Origin of the sequence: Duganella sp. HH101 (genome assembly GCF_001758795.1) — a bacterium.
Classification (GTDB): Bacteria; Pseudomonadota; Gammaproteobacteria; order Burkholderiales; family Burkholderiaceae_D; genus Rugamonas; species Rugamonas rivuli.
The window spans coordinates 337,266-352,478 of record NZ_LRON01000003.1; the positions used below are offsets into that span (position 1 = coordinate 337,266).

The following is a 15,213-nucleotide window of genomic DNA, read 5'->3' on the forward strand; positions in this document are numbered from 1 at the left end:
AGGCCGCAGATGAACAAAAACATAGGTTATATCGTCGCTTTCGCCATCGCGCTGGCGGCGCCGTTTGTCGGCTATCCGATCTTCCTGGCCAAGCTGCTGTGCTTTGCGCTGTTCGCCAGCGCCTTCAACTTGCTGATCGGCTTCACCGGCCTGCTGTCGTTCGGCCACGCGGCCTTCTTCGGCGCCGCCGGCTACGTGGCCGGCAACGCGATGAAGGTGTGGGGCTGGCCGGTCGAGCTGGGCATGCTGGCCGGCGTCGCGGCCGGCGCCCTGATCGGCCTGGTGATGGGCGCGCTGGCGATCCGCCGCCAGGGCATCTACTTCTCGATGATCACGCTGGCGCTGGCGCAGATGGTGTACTTCGGCGCGCTGCGCGCCGGCGAATTCACCGGCGGCGAGGACGGCCTGCAAGGCGTTCCACGTGGAAAATTGCTGGGCCTGGTCGACCTGTCCAACGATACGGCGCTGTACTTCTTCGTGCTGGGCGTGGCCGTGCTGGCGTTCATGCTGATCGTGCGCACCGTGCATTCGCCGTTCGGCCAGGTACTGAAGGCGATCAAGGAAAACGAGCCGCGCGCGATTTCGCTGGGCTACGATGTGGACAAGTACAAGCTGCTGGCCTTCGTGCTGTCGGCCGCGCTGGCCGGCCTGGCGGGCGCGTCCAACATGCTGGTGCAGGGCTTCGAGACGCTGACCGATGTGCACTGGAGCATGTCGGGCCTGGTGATCCTGATGACCCTGGTCGGCGGCATGGGCACGTTTGCCGGCCCGATGCTGGGCGCCATCCTCGTCATCGCGCTGGAGAACAAGCTGGGCGACTTCGGCATCTTCATGGTCGCCCACACCGGCATCGAATGGTTCAACACCATCGGCGAAGCGGTCAACATGGTGATCGGCTTTATCTTCATCGTTTGCGTGCTGTTGTTCCGGCGCGGCATCGTCGGCGAGATCATCGCCAAGTTCGCGTTCAGCAGCGGCAAAAAGACAGCTTGATGTAGCGCACACGCCGGACGTTCTGTCCGGCGTTTTTATTTCACCGGTAGTACATTTCGTCTGGCCGCCGGCCGGAGTGGGAGTAGTCCGTCCGTAACTTTTATCGACACAGAGGATGACATACATGCATATCAAGAAAATTTCGCTGGCGCTGGCCGCCATTGGGCTGACCGCTTGCGGCGCCAACGAGCACAACACGGCAGAGGATTTGAACGTGTTGCCGACATATCTGGGCGCCATCAGCAGCAAGACCTACGACGGCGCCACCGATGACTTGCTGACCGCCGGGCTGGGCGCGACCGGCCTGGCCGCCGTCGCCGCGCCGGCCTACGCCGATCCCGCCAATCCCACCGCCGCCGAGCTGCGCCGCAACGCGATCTACGCCAACTACCGCGCCGTGCTCGACATCTCCGCCAACAGCGGCTACGGCACGCTGTACGGCCCGAACGTGGACGCCAAGGGCGTGCCGGGGTCGGGGCAGGGCATGGTAGGCGGCACCGAATACATCGCCTACTCGGACGACGGCAGCGGCAACCAGAACGTCACGCTGATGGTGCAGATCCCGACCGGCTTCGACGTCAACAATCCCTGCATCGTCACCGGCACGTCGAGCGGCTCGCGCGGCATCTATGGCGCCATCGGCAGCGCCGGCGAATGGGGCTTGAAGAACAACTGCGCCGTGGCCTATGCCGACAAGGGCAGCGGCACCGGCCTCTACACCTTCGACGACGACAGCGTGAACCTGCAGAACGGCGTGCGCGCCACCCGCACCGCGGCCGCCAAGAACGCCATGTTCGCGCCGGCGCTGAGCGATGCCGAGCGCGCCGCCTTCGCCGCCGCGTCGCCCGGCCGCATCGCCTTCAAGCACGCCCACTCGCAGCAGAACCCGGAAAAGGACTGGGGCAAGTTCACCCTGCAGTCGCTGGAATTCGCCTTCTATGTGCTCAACGAAAAGTACGGCGTGCTGGCCAAGGATAACAAAAGCCACATCGTGCGCCTGACGCCGAAGAACACGGTGACGATCGCCTCCAGCATCTCCAACGGCGCCGGCTCGGCCCTGCTGGCGGCGGAGCAGGACGCCAAGGGCCTGATCGGCGGCGTGGCGGCCACCGAGCCGCAGGTGCAGCCCAAGGCCGCCACCGGCTACACGGTGCGCCAGGGCGGCGTCAACGCGACGGGGCAGGGCAAGGCGCTGTTCGACTACTCGACCTATGCGGCGCTGTACCAGCCCTGCATCGCCTCGACCGCCGCCGCGCCGGGGCGCTGCACCGCGCTGGCCGCCAAAGGCTTGTTGACTGGCACCGACCTGCCGGCGCAGCAGGCCGACGCCAAGGCCCGCCTGAAGGCCTACGGCTGGCTGGTCGATTCCGACATCCTGCAGGCGGCCCACGCCGGTACCAACATCCTGGTGGCGGTAACGTACGCCAACGCCTACGGCAAGTTCTCCGTCACGGACAAGGTGTGCGGATTCTCCTTCGCCCCGGCCGACGCGACGGGCACGCCGGTGGCCTTCACCGGCGCGCAAAAAGCCAGCAGCTTCGCCACGCAGAACGGCATCGTCGGCAGCGTGGTGTACGAGAATTCGGTGGGCGGCGCCAAGGCGTATAACTTCGGCGTGTCGCCGAGCAGCAGCCTGGCGGACCAGTCGCTGGACGGCTTCCTGTGCCTGCGCTCGCTGGCGACCGGCGTCGATCCGGTGACGGGCGGCGCCTTGAGCGCGACGCTGGCGGCGCAAAGCGCACGTGTGAAAGCAGGCATGGCGGAGGTGGCGGCAACGGGCAATCTGCGCGGCAAGCCGGCCATCATCGTGCACGGACGCAGCGATACGCTGATCCCGGTGAACTTTGCGTCGCGCTCGTATGTGGGCTTGAACGCGTCGGTGGAAGGGGCGGCCAGCAAGCTGCGCTACATCGAAGTGACCAACGCCAACCACTTCGATTCCTTCACCAACGCCCTGCCGGCGAACATCGTGCCGCTGCACGTCTACCTGTTCCGCGCGCTCGATGCGATGCTGGCCAATCTGCGCAATTCGTCGGTGGCGCTGCCGCCGTCGCAGCTGGTGCGGACGGTGCCGCGCTTCGATAACACCTCGCTGATCACCATCGCCAACGTGCCGCCTATGGTGGCCGCGCCGGGCGCCAACGCCATCACGGTCAGCGGCACCACGGTCGACGTGCCGAACTAAGGCCTACAAGGCTGCCGCGTAGATCGCCCTCGCATCGTCGCGCGTGACGGTGCGGGGGTTGTTCCCCAATAAACGGGTCTGGAGCATGGCGTCATCCGCCAGCCGGTCCAGATCCGTTTCCCTGATCCCCACCTGCTGCAAGGTCCGTTCTATCCCGGTGATGATGGCTATTTGTTGCATCGCAACAACCAACGCCTCCGCCCTCGCCTCGGCGCTGCCGCTGGCCTGAGGCACGACGATCTCCGCCAGTTCCGCATACAACGGCGCCGCCTCCGGCGCATTGAAGCGCAGCACATGGGGCAAGACCAGCGAGTTCGACAACCCATGTGGCACGTGGAAGATGCCGCCTATCGGATAGGCCAGCGCATGCACGGCCGCCACCGGCGCATTGGAAAACGCCTGCCCCGCCAGCATCGCGCCGAGCAGCATGGCTTGCCGCGCCGCCAGGTCGCGGCCGTTTTCGCAGGCGCGTATCACGTTGGCGGACAGCAGCCCCAGCGCCTTGCGCGCCAGGATATCGGACAGCGGGTTCTTTTTGTGGCGGCTGGTGTAGGCCTCGATGGCGTGCACCATCGCATCGATGCCGGTGGCGGCCGTCACCATGGGCGGCAGGCCGATGGTCAGTTCGGCGTCCAGCAATGCCAGATCGGCATAGAGTTGCGGCGCGACGACGCCCATTTTTGTGGTAGCGCCGGTGGTGACGATGGCCACGTTGGTCACTTCCGAGCCGGTGCCGGCGGTTGTGGGTATCTGCACCAGCGGCAGCCGTCCACCCTTCACATTGCCGATGCCGTAGATCGCGGCGAGCGGTTGGTCGCTGCCGGCCAGCACGGCGATCAGCTTGGCGACGTCCATCGAACTGCCGCCGCCCAGGCCGATGACGATGTCGCTGCGGTGTGTGCGGGCGGCGTCCACGGCATCCAGCACCACCTGTTCCGGCGGGTCCGCCACCACCTGCGAGTAGACCTCGACCGCCAGCCCGGCGGCGCGCAGGCTCGCGGCCGGGGCATCGACCAGGCCGGTTTTCAGGAAGCCGGGATCGGTGACGAGCAGGGCGCGCCTGGCCGTCGGGAAGCGCTGGGCGATATGTTCGCCGAGCCGGCCGGCCGCGCCCAGCTCGGAAACGATGTGGGCGACGGTGCTGAAGGCAAACGCTGGGAAGTCTTGCATGGCGATTCCAGGTGGTGGATTTCACGTGAAGCTTACCTCATGCGGCTGCCTTGCGCATGCGCCCATCTATGCAGGATGCGCATCAGCCGTATTGAATTTCTTCCGTACAATGTAGCCTTTGCATGTGGAAGGATGGCAGGGCGATGGTCGATTATCTGGTGTTGGGAGTGGCGGCGTTCGGCGCGGGACTGGTGGACGCGGTAGTTGGGGGCGGGGGACTGATACAGTTGCCGGCGATGTTCTCGGTGTTTCCCAACATGGCCCCGGCCACGCTGATCGGCACCAACAAGCTGGCCAGCATCTTCGGCACCGGCGTGGCGGCGGTGAGCTATGCGCGCCGGGTCGCCATCGCCTGGTCGGTGGCCACGCCGGCCGCGCTGGCCGCCCTGTTCTTCGCCTTCCTCGGCGCCTACACCGTCACCAAGGTCTCGGCCGAGTTCATGCGCCTGCTGCTGCCGGTGGTGCTGGTGGCGGTCGCCGTCTACACCTTCGCCAAGAAGGAGTTCGGCAGCGTGCACGCCCCCATCCATTCGGGCGCCAGGGAGCAGACGCTGGCGCTGGTGATCGGCGCCGGCATCGGTTTCTATGACGGCTTCTTCGGCCCCGGCACCGGCAGCTTCCTGGTGTTCCTGTTCGTACGCATCTTCGGCTTCGACTTCCTCGGCGCCTCGGCCGTGGCCAAGGTTGTCAACGTGGCCTGCAACTTTGCCGCGCTGATCTGGTTCGGCTACAGCGGCCACCTGATCTGGCAACTGGGCGCGACCATGGCCGTGTGCCAGATCGCCGGTTCGCTGATCGGTTCGCGCATGGCGATGAAGCACGGCAGCGGATTCGTGCGCAAACTGTTCCTGGTCGTGGTGACGTTACTGATCATAAAAACTGGCTACGATGCATGGTTGCGTTGGTGACACTGTTTCACGTGGAACAAAAAGAGGGCTCTTCGGAGCCCTTTTTCAATGTTTCACGTGGAACAATTTGCCGATATTTTTTTGCTTAAAAAAGTCGCAGCAGCAAAAAGACTCTATAATCTGACCTTGATCCCTTCGCTTTAACCAATTCCAACATGCTATTTCCTACAAATTTCGACGTCATCGTTGTCGGCGGTGGTCACGCCGGTACCGAGGCTGCCCTCGCTTCCGCCCGCATGGGACAGAAGACTTTGCTGCTCACGCATAACATTGAGACGCTGGGCCAGATGTCGTGCAACCCATCCATCGGCGGTATCGGCAAAGGCCATCTGGTCAAGGAAGTCGACGCCATGGGCGGCGCCATGGCCATCGCCACCGATGAGTCGGGCATCCAGTTCCGTATCCTGAACTCGTCCAAGGGCCCTGCTGTGCGCGCCACCCGCGCCCAGGCCGACCGCATCCTGTACAAGCAAGCCATCCGCTCGCGCCTGGAAAACCAGCCGAACCTGTGGCTGTTCCAGCAGGCCGTGGACGACCTGATGGTGGAGGGCGACCGCGTGGTCGGCGCCGTCACCCAGATCGGCCTGAAGTTCCTGGCGCCGGCCGTGGTGCTGACCGCCGGCACTTTCCTCGACGGTAAGATCCACGTCGGCCTGCAGAACTACTCGGCCGGCCGCGCCGGAGATCCTCCGGCCATCTCGCTGTCGGCCCGCCTGAAGGAATTGAAGCTGCCGCAAGGCCGCCTGAAGACCGGCACGCCGCCGCGCATCGACGGCCGCAGCATCGATTTCTCGCTGATGACCGAGCAGCCTGGCGACCTCGATCCGGTGCCGGTGTTCTCGGTGATGGGCAATGCGTCCATGCACCCTGAGCAAATGCCGTGCTGGGTCACGCACACCAACAGCCAGACCCACGACATCATCCGCGCCGGCCTGGACCGCAGCCCGATGTACACCGGCGTCATCGAAGGCGTCGGCCCGCGCTATTGCCCGTCGATCGAAGACAAGATCCACCGCTTCTCGGCCAAGGAATCGCACCAGATTTTCCTGGAACCGGAAGGCCTGACGACCAACGAATTCTATCCAAACGGCATCTCCACCAGCCTGCCGTTCGACGTACAAATCGCCCTGGTGCGCTCGATGAAGGGCATGGAAAACGCCCACATCCTGCGTCCCGGCTACGCCATCGAATACGATTATTTCGACCCGCGCGGCCTCAAGGCATCGCTGGAAACCAAGGCCATCAACGGCCTGTACTTCGCCGGCCAGATCAACGGTACCACCGGCTACGAAGAGGCGGCGGCGCAGGGCATGCTGGCCGGTATCAACGCCGCGCTGCAAACCCAGGGCCGCGAGTCCTGGACGCCGGCCCGTTCGGAGGCCTACCTGGGCGTGATGGTCGACGACCTGGTCACGCAAGGCGTGATGGAGCCGTATCGCATGTTCACCAGCCGGGCCGAGTATCGCCTGAGCCTGCGCGAAGACAATGCCGACATGCGCCTGACCGAAATCGGCCGCAAGCTGGGCGTGGTCGGCGATGCGCAGTGGCAGGCATTCGAGACCAAGCGCGAATCCGTGGCGCGCGAACTGGAGCGCCTGCGCTCCACGTGGGTCAATCCACGCATCCTGGAAGCGGCCGAATCCGAGCGCGTCATCGGTCAGGCGATCGAGCGCGAGTACTCGCTGGCCAACCTGCTGGCCCGTCCCGGCGTCGAGTACGACAAGCTGATGAGCCTGTCCGGCATCGATGGCCGCGACCTCGCCGGCCCCGGCGTGGCCGACGGCGCGGTGCGCGAACAGGTCGAAATCCAGCTCAAATATTCGGGCTATATCGACCGCCAGACCAAGGAAGTCGAGCGCCACGAGCACTATGAAAACCTGAAATTGCCGGAAGGTTTCAGCTATCTGGACATCACCGCGCTGTCGGTGGAAGTGCGCCAGAAGCTGCATGCGCAGCGTCCGGAAACACTGGGCCAGGCATCGCGCATTTCCGGCGTGACGCCGGCGGCGATTTCGCTGCTGCTGGTGCACCTGAAGAAGGCCGGTTTCGGCGGTTTTGTTAGTCCAGATAACGTGCAAAAAGATGAGGCTGTTCAATGAAGGTGTTTGACCGTGTAGCAATTGCGGATGTTTTAAAACAAGGCATCACCAGTCTGAAGCTGGACCTGAACGAAGCCCAGGTGGAAAAACTGCTGGACTACCTGGCGCTGCTGAACAAGTGGAATGCGGTGTACAACCTGACCTCGGTGCGCGATCCGATGCAGATGGTGACGCTGCATGTGCTCGATTCGCTGGCCGCCGTGCCGGCCTTCGCCGGCGCGCAGAATGTGCTGGACGTGGGAGCAGGGGGCGGACTGCCGGGCATGGTGCTGGCGATCAGCCGCCCGGACATGAAGGTGTCGATGATCGACACGGTGCACAAGAAGACCGCCTTCCTCAACCAGGTGAAGGCGGAACTGGAACTGGTCAACGTGACGGTGTACACCAAGCGCGTGGAGCAGCTGGAAGTGAAGACCAAGTTCGACGTCATCACCTCGCGGGCTTTCGCGGACCTGTCCGACTTCGTCAACTGGTCTGGGCACCTGCTGCAAGAGGGCGGGCGATTCATCGCCCTGAAAGGAACGGCGCCGGCAGAGGAGCGCGAGCGGCTGCCAGAGCCATGGAAAGTGCAGAAACTGGAACCTTTGGAAGTGCCGGGGCTGGACGCGGAGCGCCACCTGGTATTCATCCAGGCCGAAACCAAGTAAATGATTTATACGGTATAAATAGTTTATACAGTTTATTCTGTATAAACAGTATAAATCGTTTATATCGTTTTAATAGTATAAATAATTAAGAAGCACAACACAAAGAAATACATGGCGAAAATTTTTTGCGTAGCGAATCAAAAGGGTGGCGTAGGGAAAACCACCACGACGGTAAACCTGGCCGCCGGATTGGCAAAGCTGGACCAGCGGGTATTGCTGGTCGACCTGGACCCGCAGGGCAACGCCACGATGGGCGCGGGCATCAACAAGGCAGGGCTGCCTGCGTCGACCTATGAGGTGATGCTGGGCGAATCCGACGTCGCCACCGCGCGCCAGCGTTCGGAGCCCGGCCAGTTCGACGTGCTGCCCTCCAACCGCGAGCTGGCCGGCGCCGAAGTCGAGATGGTCTCGCTGGAGAACCGCGAACGCCGCCTGAAGGATGCGCTGGCGCTGGTCGACAAGGAGTACGACTTCATCCTGATCGACTGCCCGCCGGCGCTGTCGATGCTGACCCTGAACGGCCTGTGCGCCGCGCACGGCGTCATCATCCCTATGCAGTGCGAGTACTACGCGCTGGAAGGCTTGTCCGACCTGGTCAACACCATCAAGAAGGTGCACGCCAACCTGAACCCGGACCTGAAGATCATCGGCCTGCTGCGCGTGATGTTCGATCCGCGCATGACGCTGTCGCAGCAAGTGTCGGCCCAGCTGGAGCAGCACTTCGGCGACAAGGTCTTCAAAACCATCATCCCCCGCAACGTACGCCTGGCCGAAGCGCCGTCCTACGGCCTGCCGGGCGTCACCTTCGATCCATCCTCCAAGGGGGCGCAGGCGTATATCGCCTTCGGCGCCGAGATGGTCAAGCGCATCAAGAAAATGTAAGGCAATCACATGGCAACCAAAAAACTCAAAGGCCTGGGTCGCGGCCTGGAAGCGCTGCTCGGCGGCGACGGCGACATCACCACCCCGGACGCCAACACGCCGTCGGAACTGCCGGTCACGCAAATGCAGGCGGGCAAGTACCAGCCGCGTACCCGCATGGACGAGGGCGGCCTGCAGGAGCTGGCCGCATCGATCAAGACCCAGGGCATCATGCAGCCCATCCTGGTGCGTCCGGTCGGCACGGATAAACTGACCGGCGCGATCAAGTACGAGATCATCGCCGGCGAGCGCCGCTTCCGCGCGGCGCAGCTGGCCGGCCTGGAAGTGCTGCCGGTGCTGGTGCGCGATGTCGACGACCAGGCCGCCGCCGCGATGGCGCTGATCGAGAACATGCAGCGCGAGGATTTGAATCCGCTGGAAGAAGCGCAGGGCATCCATCGCCTAATCACCGATTTCAGTTTCACGCACGAACAGGCGGCCACGGCCGTTGGCCGTTCGCGCAGCGCGGTGTCCAACCTGCTGCGTTTGATGAACCTGGCCAATCCGGTGCAGACCATGCTGATGGCTGGCGATATCGACATGGGCCATGCGCGCGCGCTGTTGTCGGTCGATGCGGCCACGCAGATCAACCTGGCGAACATGGTCGTCGCCAAACGGTTATCGGTGCGTGAAACTGAAAAGTTGGTGGCAAAAACGCTGGAAGATCAAAAAGCCTCGCCGACCGAAGCGCGCCAGAAGGAAAAGTCCGGCGACATCGTGCGCCTGGAGGAGGAGCTGTCGGACAAGCTGGCGACGCCGGTGGTGTTCAAGATGGGCACCAAGGGCCGCGGCCAGATGATCATCGACTTCGCCGACCTCGACATCCTCGACGGCGTGCTGGCCCGCCTGCGCGCCTAACCCTGGGGTCAAGTCTGACATTTGGACACGAGCTCTGCCGTTACGGGATTGCGGCAGAGCCCGTGTCCGAATGTCAGACTTGACCCCAATGTTGCAGCGGAGCCAATAAAAAACGAAAACGCTTAACTGGTTCCAACTTGGTGCAACCGGCGCGGAAATGTTTATAAAAGCGTCTCTTTCGTGCACCAATTGCTCTGCTGCGGTGCAGCAATGTTTGACGTGATACAGTAAAGACACATATAATCCCGTGTCTTTGGGTTTTATCGGCTTTTTGGGAGCTCGCCAGATGAATGATTCGACGAGTATTTCCAAGCCGGTGTATAAAGTCGTCGCCCTCCAGTTAGCCATCGCAACTGGATTCGCCTTGCTCGCCTGGAACTTGGGTGGAGTGCTCAAAGCTTGGTCGGCCGCCTATGGCGGAGCAATCGCAGTCATCGGGAGTCTGATGTACGCGATGATTGTTGCGGGCGGAACAAATGACGCCAAAAAAGCTTTCCGGTCGCATGTGCGCGCCGAAGTAGTGAAAATATTTATCACGGTAGTGCTGTTTGTTTTGGCACTGGCGCTGTTTCAGTCGGCCTCTTGGTTATGGCTGATCTTGGGTTTCGCGGTGGCAACCTTAGCTTATTGGTTTTCACTGCTCGCAATTTAATCACCAAAATCTAATACTTTTATGACCACAGAAAACGCTGTAGGGGCACACGAAGCGCCCACCTCCATTGAGTATATTCAGCATCACCTGTCGCACCTGAAGTCTGCCGACGGCGCATTTAACCTGGACACGTTCTGGGTTTCTGCCGTTCTGGGCATGATTTTCCTCGGTGTGTTCTACATGGCGTCGCGCCGCGCGACCGCCGGTGTACCGGGCAAGCTGCAAAACTTCGTCGAAGCCGTCATGGAGCTGGTCAACGAAGTGGTCAATTCCGCATTCCACGCCAAGAGCAAGGTTATCGCGCCGCTGGCCATCACGATCTTCTGCTGGGTTTGGCTGATGAACGCGATGGACTTCCTGCCGGTCGATCTGCTGCCTAAGATTCTTGGCTACTTTGGCGTTCACAAGCTGCGTGTCGTGCCGACCGCGGACGTCAATCACACTTTCGGCATGTCGTTCGGCGTCATGCTGTGCATTATTGGTTTCTCGATCAAAGCCAAAGGTCTCGGCGGCTGGGGTAAAGAGTTGCTGACCGCTCCGTTCCACGCCCACGGCTTCATGGCCGTCGTGCTGGCCCCGGTCAACTTCGTCTTCCAGATGATCGAGTTGCTGGCTAAGCCACTGTCGCTGTCGCTGCGACTCTTCGGCAATATGTACGCCGGTGAGCTGCTGTTCATTCTGATCGCTCTGCTGCCATGGTGGGCGCAGTGGCTGCTGGGTGGTCCTTGGGTTATCTTCCACATCCTGGTCGTGACCCTGCAAGCGTTTGTGTTTATGGCGTTGACTGTCGTGTACCTGAGCCTCGCGGTTGAGAAGCACTAAGCAACATAGTTTTAACTTTTTAGTATCTGTAGTCTTTTTTAAAATCTTAGGAGAAATTCAATGCAAGCTCTGATCGCACAAGTACAAAGCATGACCGTTCTGGCCGCAGCAATCATCATCGGTCTGGCCGCTATCGGCACCGCACTCGGTTTCGCAATTCTGGGCGGCAAATTCCTGGAAGCTTCGGCTCGTCAACCAGAACTGATGCCACAACTGCAAACCAAACTGTTCGTTATCGCTGGTCTGCTGGATGCGATCTCGATGATCGGCGTCGGCGTTGCTCTGCTGTACACCTTCAGCAACCCATTCCTGGCAGCAGTTCTGGCGGCACATTAATTCGCTCCCTTCTAGGAGAAACTTTTAGTTAGGAGCAAAGGTATGGACATCAATATGTCTCTCATCGGTCAGATGATCACCTTCGCGGTGTTGGTCTGGGTTTCGATGAAGTTCGTATTTCCTTCGCTGAATGCAGCGTTGGATGAGCGTGCCAAGCGTATCGCTGACGGTCTGGCTGCGGCCGACCAAGGCCAGCAAGCGATGGTAGTTGCTGAGAAGCGCGCCAGCGAAGCGCTGGCCGGTGCACGCGAAGAAGCTTCGCAACGCGTTGCCGACGCTGAAAAGCGCGCGCAACTGGTGGCGGAAGAAATCAAAGCACATGCACAAGCTGAAGCCGACCGCATCATTGCGCAAGCTAAAGCCGACGCCGATCAGCAACTGGCCAAGGCGCGCGAAGCGCTGCGCGCTCAGGTGGCTGACCTGGCTGTGAAGGGCGCCGAGCAAATCCTCAAGCGCGAAGTCAACGCCTCGGCTCACGCCGATCTGTTGTCGCGCCTGTCTGTCGAGCTGTAATCATGGCAGAAAACGCAACCGTCGCCCGTCCCTACGCGGAAGCTTTGTTCCGCGTAGCCCAAGCAGGTAAGGAATCGTTCAACCTCGCGGCGTGGTCCGAACTGGTGGCCGAACTGGCCCAGATCGGTGCCCACCCCGAGGTGCAAGCATTCGCCCGCAACCCGAAAGCTTCGGCTAGCGATGTGAGCGCCGCCATTACGGCACTGGTGAAGTCGCCGTTGAACACGGAAGCGAAAAACTTCCTGGCGATGCTGGTCGAAAACGGCCGCATCAGTCTGCTGCCGGAAATCGGCGCGCAATTCCAGGCGTTGAAAAACGCCCAGGAAGGTGCGGCAGACGCCGACATCACCAGCGCATTCGACCTGAGCTCGGCTCAAGTGAGCGAGCTGGTCGCCACGCTGGAAAAGAAATTCAGCCGCAAGCTGAACCCGGTTGTCACCGTGGACCCAGCGTTGATCGGTGGCGTGCGCGTGGTCGTTGGCGATGAAGTGCTGGACACTTCGGTCCGCGCCAAGCTGCAGCAAATGCGTGTCGCACTGGTCGCATAAGCGTCGCTTAGAACAGATTCTTCATCTCGCGCAAGCTGAGAGAAACACTTTTAGGAGTTAGTATGCAACTCAACCCATCTGAAATCAGCGAGCTGATCAAGAGCCGTATCGAAGGCCTTGATGGCGGCGCTGAAGTACGCAACCAAGGCACGGTTATCTCCGTCGCCGACGGTATCGTCCGCATCCACGGCCTGTCCGAAGTGATGCAGGGCGAAATGCTGGAATTCCCTGGTAACACCTTTGGCCTGGCGATGAACCTGGAGCGCGACTCCGTCGGCGCCGTGATTCTGGGTGCTTACGAGCACATCTCCGAAGGCGACACGGTCAAGTGCACCGGCCGCATTCTGGAAGTGCCAGTCGGTCCTGAACTGCGTGGCCGTGTGGTCAACGCCCTGGGCCAGCCTATCGACGGCAAAGGCGCCATCGACGCCAAGCTGACCTCGCCAATCGAAAAGATCGCTCCAGGCGTTATCGCCCGTGAGTCCGTCTCGCAGCCTATGCAGACCGGTCTGAAATCGATCGACGCGATGGTACCAATCGGCCGTGGCCAGCGCGAGCTGATCATTGGCGACCGTCAAACCGGTAAGTCCGCCGTAGCGGTTGATGCGATCATCAACCAAAAAGGCCAGGGCATGACCTGCATCTACGTGGCTATCGGTCAAAAAGCCTCGACGATCAAGAACATCGTGCGTTCGCTGGAACAGCACGGCGCGCTGGAGTACACCATTGTTGTCGCCGCATCGGCCGCCGAATCGGCAGCGATGCAGTACATCTCGGCTTACTCGGGTTGCACCATGGGCGAGTACTTCCGCGACCGCGGCGAAGACGCGCTGATCGTGTACGATGACCTGTCCAAGCAAGCTGTAGCCTACCGTCAGATCTCCCTGCTGCTGCGCCGCCCACCAGGCCGCGAAGCTTACCCAGGCGACGTGTTCTACCTGCACTCCCGTCTGCTGGAACGCGCAGCACGCGTCAACGCCGACTACGTCGAAGCCTTCACCGGCGGCGCAGTCAAAGGCAAGACCGGCTCGCTGACCGCACTGCCGATCATTGAAACTCAGGCTGGCGACGTTTCGGCCTTCGTTCCAACCAACGTGATTTCGATCACCGACGGTCAGATCTTCCTGGAAACCTCGCTGTTCAACTCGGGCATCCGTCCTGCTATTAACGCGGGTATCTCGGTATCGCGCGTTGGTGGCGCCGCTCAGACCAAGGTCATCAAAAACCTGTCCGGCGGTATCCGTACCGACTTGGCGCAGTACCGTGAACTGGCTGCGTTCGCGCAGTTCGCTTCCGACCTGGACGAATCGACCCGCAAGCAGCTGGACCGCGGCGCCCGCGTGACCGAACTGCTGAAGCAGGCTCAGTACTCGCCACTGTCGATCTCCCTGATGGCCGCTTCGCTGTTCGCAGTGAACAAGGGCTTCCTGGATGATGTGCCAGTCAAGAAAGTACTGCCGTTCGAAGCCGGCCTGCATGCCTACCTGAAGACCAAGCAAGCTGACCTGCTGTCCAAGATTGAATCGTCGAAGCAACTGGACAAAGATGGCGAAGCAACGCTGTCGGCAGCCGTTGCGGACTTCAAGAAATCCGGCGCATTTTAAGCACATCGGCGTCCCCGGGTTAGCGCCCGGGACGCCTTCCGCGCAGAAGGAGTAAGGACTCATGGCAGTAGGCAAAGAGATACGTGGCAAGATCAAGAGCGTAGAGAATACGAAGAAGATCACCAAGGCGATGGAAATGGTCGCCGCATCGAAAATGCGCAAAGCGCAGGATCGCATGCGCGCCGCCCGTCCCTACAGTGAAAAGATTCGCAATATCGCCGCCAATCTGGCTACCGCAAATCCGGAATACACCCACCCGTTCCTGGCTGAAGAGCAAAAGGACACGGCGAAGGCAGTTGGCTTCGTGATCGTCACCACCGACAAAGGTCTGTGCGGCGGCATGAACACCAACATCCTGCGCATGGTGACGGCGAAAACCCGTGAGCTGGAAACAGCCGGCAACAAGATTGCCGCGGTAGCTATCGGTAACAAAGGTTTGGGGTTTTTGAATCGCGTAGGCATTCCTGTCGTTGCGCAAGTAACGCAGATCGGCGACACGCCGCACCTGGAAAAACTGATCGGACCTGTCAAGGTCATGCTCGAAAAGTTCCAGAACGGTGAAGTCGACGCAGTCTACCTGTGCTACACCAAGTTCATCAACACGATGAAGCAAGAGCCGGTCGTGGAGCAGTTGCTGCCACTGCCAGCCGCGAAGACGCAGGCCGACGCGGGTAATCACAACTGGGATTACATCTACGAGCCGGACGCTGCGACCGTGATTGACGAACTGCTGGAGCGCTATGTAGAAGCGCTGGTGTACCAGTCGGTGGCGGAAAACCTGGCGTCCGAGCAATCGGCGCGTATGGTGGCGATGAAGTCGGCAAGCGACAACGCCGGCAGTGTGATCGGCGAATTGAAGCTGATCTACAACAAGACCCGCCAAGCTGCGATTACCAAAGAACTCTCCGAAATCGTTGCCGGTGCGGCTGCGGTTTAAACGAATTTAACTATATTTGA

Annotated in this window: 15 protein-coding genes; 14 read left to right on the plus strand and 1 reads right to left on the minus strand. The window is 61.2% G+C overall.

Annotated features, from left to right (window positions below; all coding sequences use genetic code 11):
• Positions 1-9: 9 nt before the first annotated feature.
• Positions 10-993, plus strand: a complete 984-nt coding sequence (locus DUGA2_RS06660; RefSeq protein WP_070268101.1) for a branched-chain amino acid ABC transporter permease — start codon at positions 10-12, stop codon at positions 991-993.
• 124 nt (positions 994-1,117) lie between these two features.
• Complete coding sequence (locus DUGA2_RS06665) at positions 1,118-3,178, plus strand: 3-hydroxybutyrate oligomer hydrolase family protein (RefSeq protein ID WP_070268370.1); 2,061 nt, start codon at positions 1,118-1,120, stop codon at positions 3,176-3,178.
• Between the two features lie 3 nt (positions 3,179-3,181).
• Here the strand turns inward: DUGA2_RS06665 and DUGA2_RS06670 are convergent, their stop codons facing one another.
• Positions 3,182-4,348, minus strand: coding sequence for an iron-containing alcohol dehydrogenase (locus tag DUGA2_RS06670; protein WP_070268102.1), 1,167 nt, complete (start codon positions 4,346-4,348; stop codon positions 3,182-3,184).
• Positions 4,349-4,491: 143 nt separating this feature from the next.
• Here DUGA2_RS06670 and DUGA2_RS06675 point away from each other — a divergent pair, with 143 nt between their 5' ends.
• From DUGA2_RS06675 to atpG, 12 genes are all read left to right on the plus strand, one after another.
• Positions 4,492-5,256, plus strand: coding sequence for a TSUP family transporter (locus DUGA2_RS06675; protein ID WP_070268104.1), 765 nt, complete (start codon positions 4,492-4,494; stop codon positions 5,254-5,256).
• Positions 5,257-5,411: 155 nt separating this feature from the next.
• The gene (gene mnmG, locus DUGA2_RS06680; protein ID WP_070268105.1) at positions 5,412-7,355 is read left to right on the plus strand and encodes a tRNA uridine-5-carboxymethylaminomethyl(34) synthesis enzyme MnmG; all 1,944 of its coding nucleotides are present in this window, start codon (positions 5,412-5,414) and stop codon (positions 7,353-7,355) included.
• A complete protein-coding gene (rsmG, locus tag DUGA2_RS06685; RefSeq protein ID WP_070268106.1) occupies positions 7,352-8,002 on the plus strand; it encodes a 16S rRNA (guanine(527)-N(7))-methyltransferase RsmG in 651 nt (216 codons plus the stop codon). Before mnmG ends, rsmG begins: the two co-directional genes overlap by 4 nt.
• A 111-nt stretch (positions 8,003-8,113) precedes the next feature.
• The gene (locus DUGA2_RS06690; protein WP_070268108.1) at positions 8,114-8,884 is read left to right on the plus strand and encodes a ParA family protein; all 771 of its coding nucleotides are present in this window, start codon (positions 8,114-8,116) and stop codon (positions 8,882-8,884) included.
• 9 nt (positions 8,885-8,893) lie between these two features.
• On the plus strand, positions 8,894-9,781 hold the full coding sequence (locus tag DUGA2_RS06695) for a ParB/RepB/Spo0J family partition protein (protein ID WP_008443426.1): 888 nt from the start codon (positions 8,894-8,896) through the stop codon (positions 9,779-9,781).
• Positions 9,782-10,067: 286 nt separating this feature from the next.
• Positions 10,068-10,433: an ATP synthase subunit I gene (locus DUGA2_RS06700; RefSeq protein WP_070268109.1), complete on the plus strand. Its 366-nt coding sequence runs from the start codon at positions 10,068-10,070 to the stop codon at positions 10,431-10,433.
• Positions 10,434-10,454: 21 nt separating this feature from the next.
• A complete protein-coding gene (gene atpB, locus DUGA2_RS06705; RefSeq protein ID WP_070268111.1) occupies positions 10,455-11,255 on the plus strand; it encodes a F0F1 ATP synthase subunit A in 801 nt (266 codons plus the stop codon).
• 72 nt (positions 11,256-11,327) lie between these two features.
• Positions 11,328-11,591, plus strand: coding sequence for a F0F1 ATP synthase subunit C (gene atpE, locus DUGA2_RS06710; protein WP_371875058.1), 264 nt, complete (start codon positions 11,328-11,330; stop codon positions 11,589-11,591).
• A 42-nt stretch (positions 11,592-11,633) separates the two neighbouring features.
• A complete protein-coding gene (locus tag DUGA2_RS06715; RefSeq protein WP_008443434.1) occupies positions 11,634-12,104 on the plus strand; it encodes a F0F1 ATP synthase subunit B in 471 nt (156 codons plus the stop codon).
• A 2-nt stretch (positions 12,105-12,106) separates the two neighbouring features.
• Positions 12,107-12,652 carry a F0F1 ATP synthase subunit delta gene (locus DUGA2_RS06720; protein WP_008443436.1) on the plus strand — a complete coding sequence of 182 codons (546 nt, stop codon included), beginning with the start codon at positions 12,107-12,109 and terminating at the stop codon, positions 12,650-12,652.
• A gap of 62 nt (positions 12,653-12,714) precedes the next feature.
• Entirely contained in the window at positions 12,715-14,256 is a 1,542-nt protein-coding gene (atpA, locus tag DUGA2_RS06725; RefSeq protein ID WP_070268114.1) for a F0F1 ATP synthase subunit alpha, read from the plus strand.
• Between the two features lie 61 nt (positions 14,257-14,317).
• The gene (gene atpG / locus DUGA2_RS06730) at positions 14,318-15,193 is read left to right on the plus strand and encodes a F0F1 ATP synthase subunit gamma (protein ID WP_070268116.1); all 876 of its coding nucleotides are present in this window, start codon (positions 14,318-14,320) and stop codon (positions 15,191-15,193) included.
• Positions 15,194-15,213: the final 20 nt, after the last annotated feature.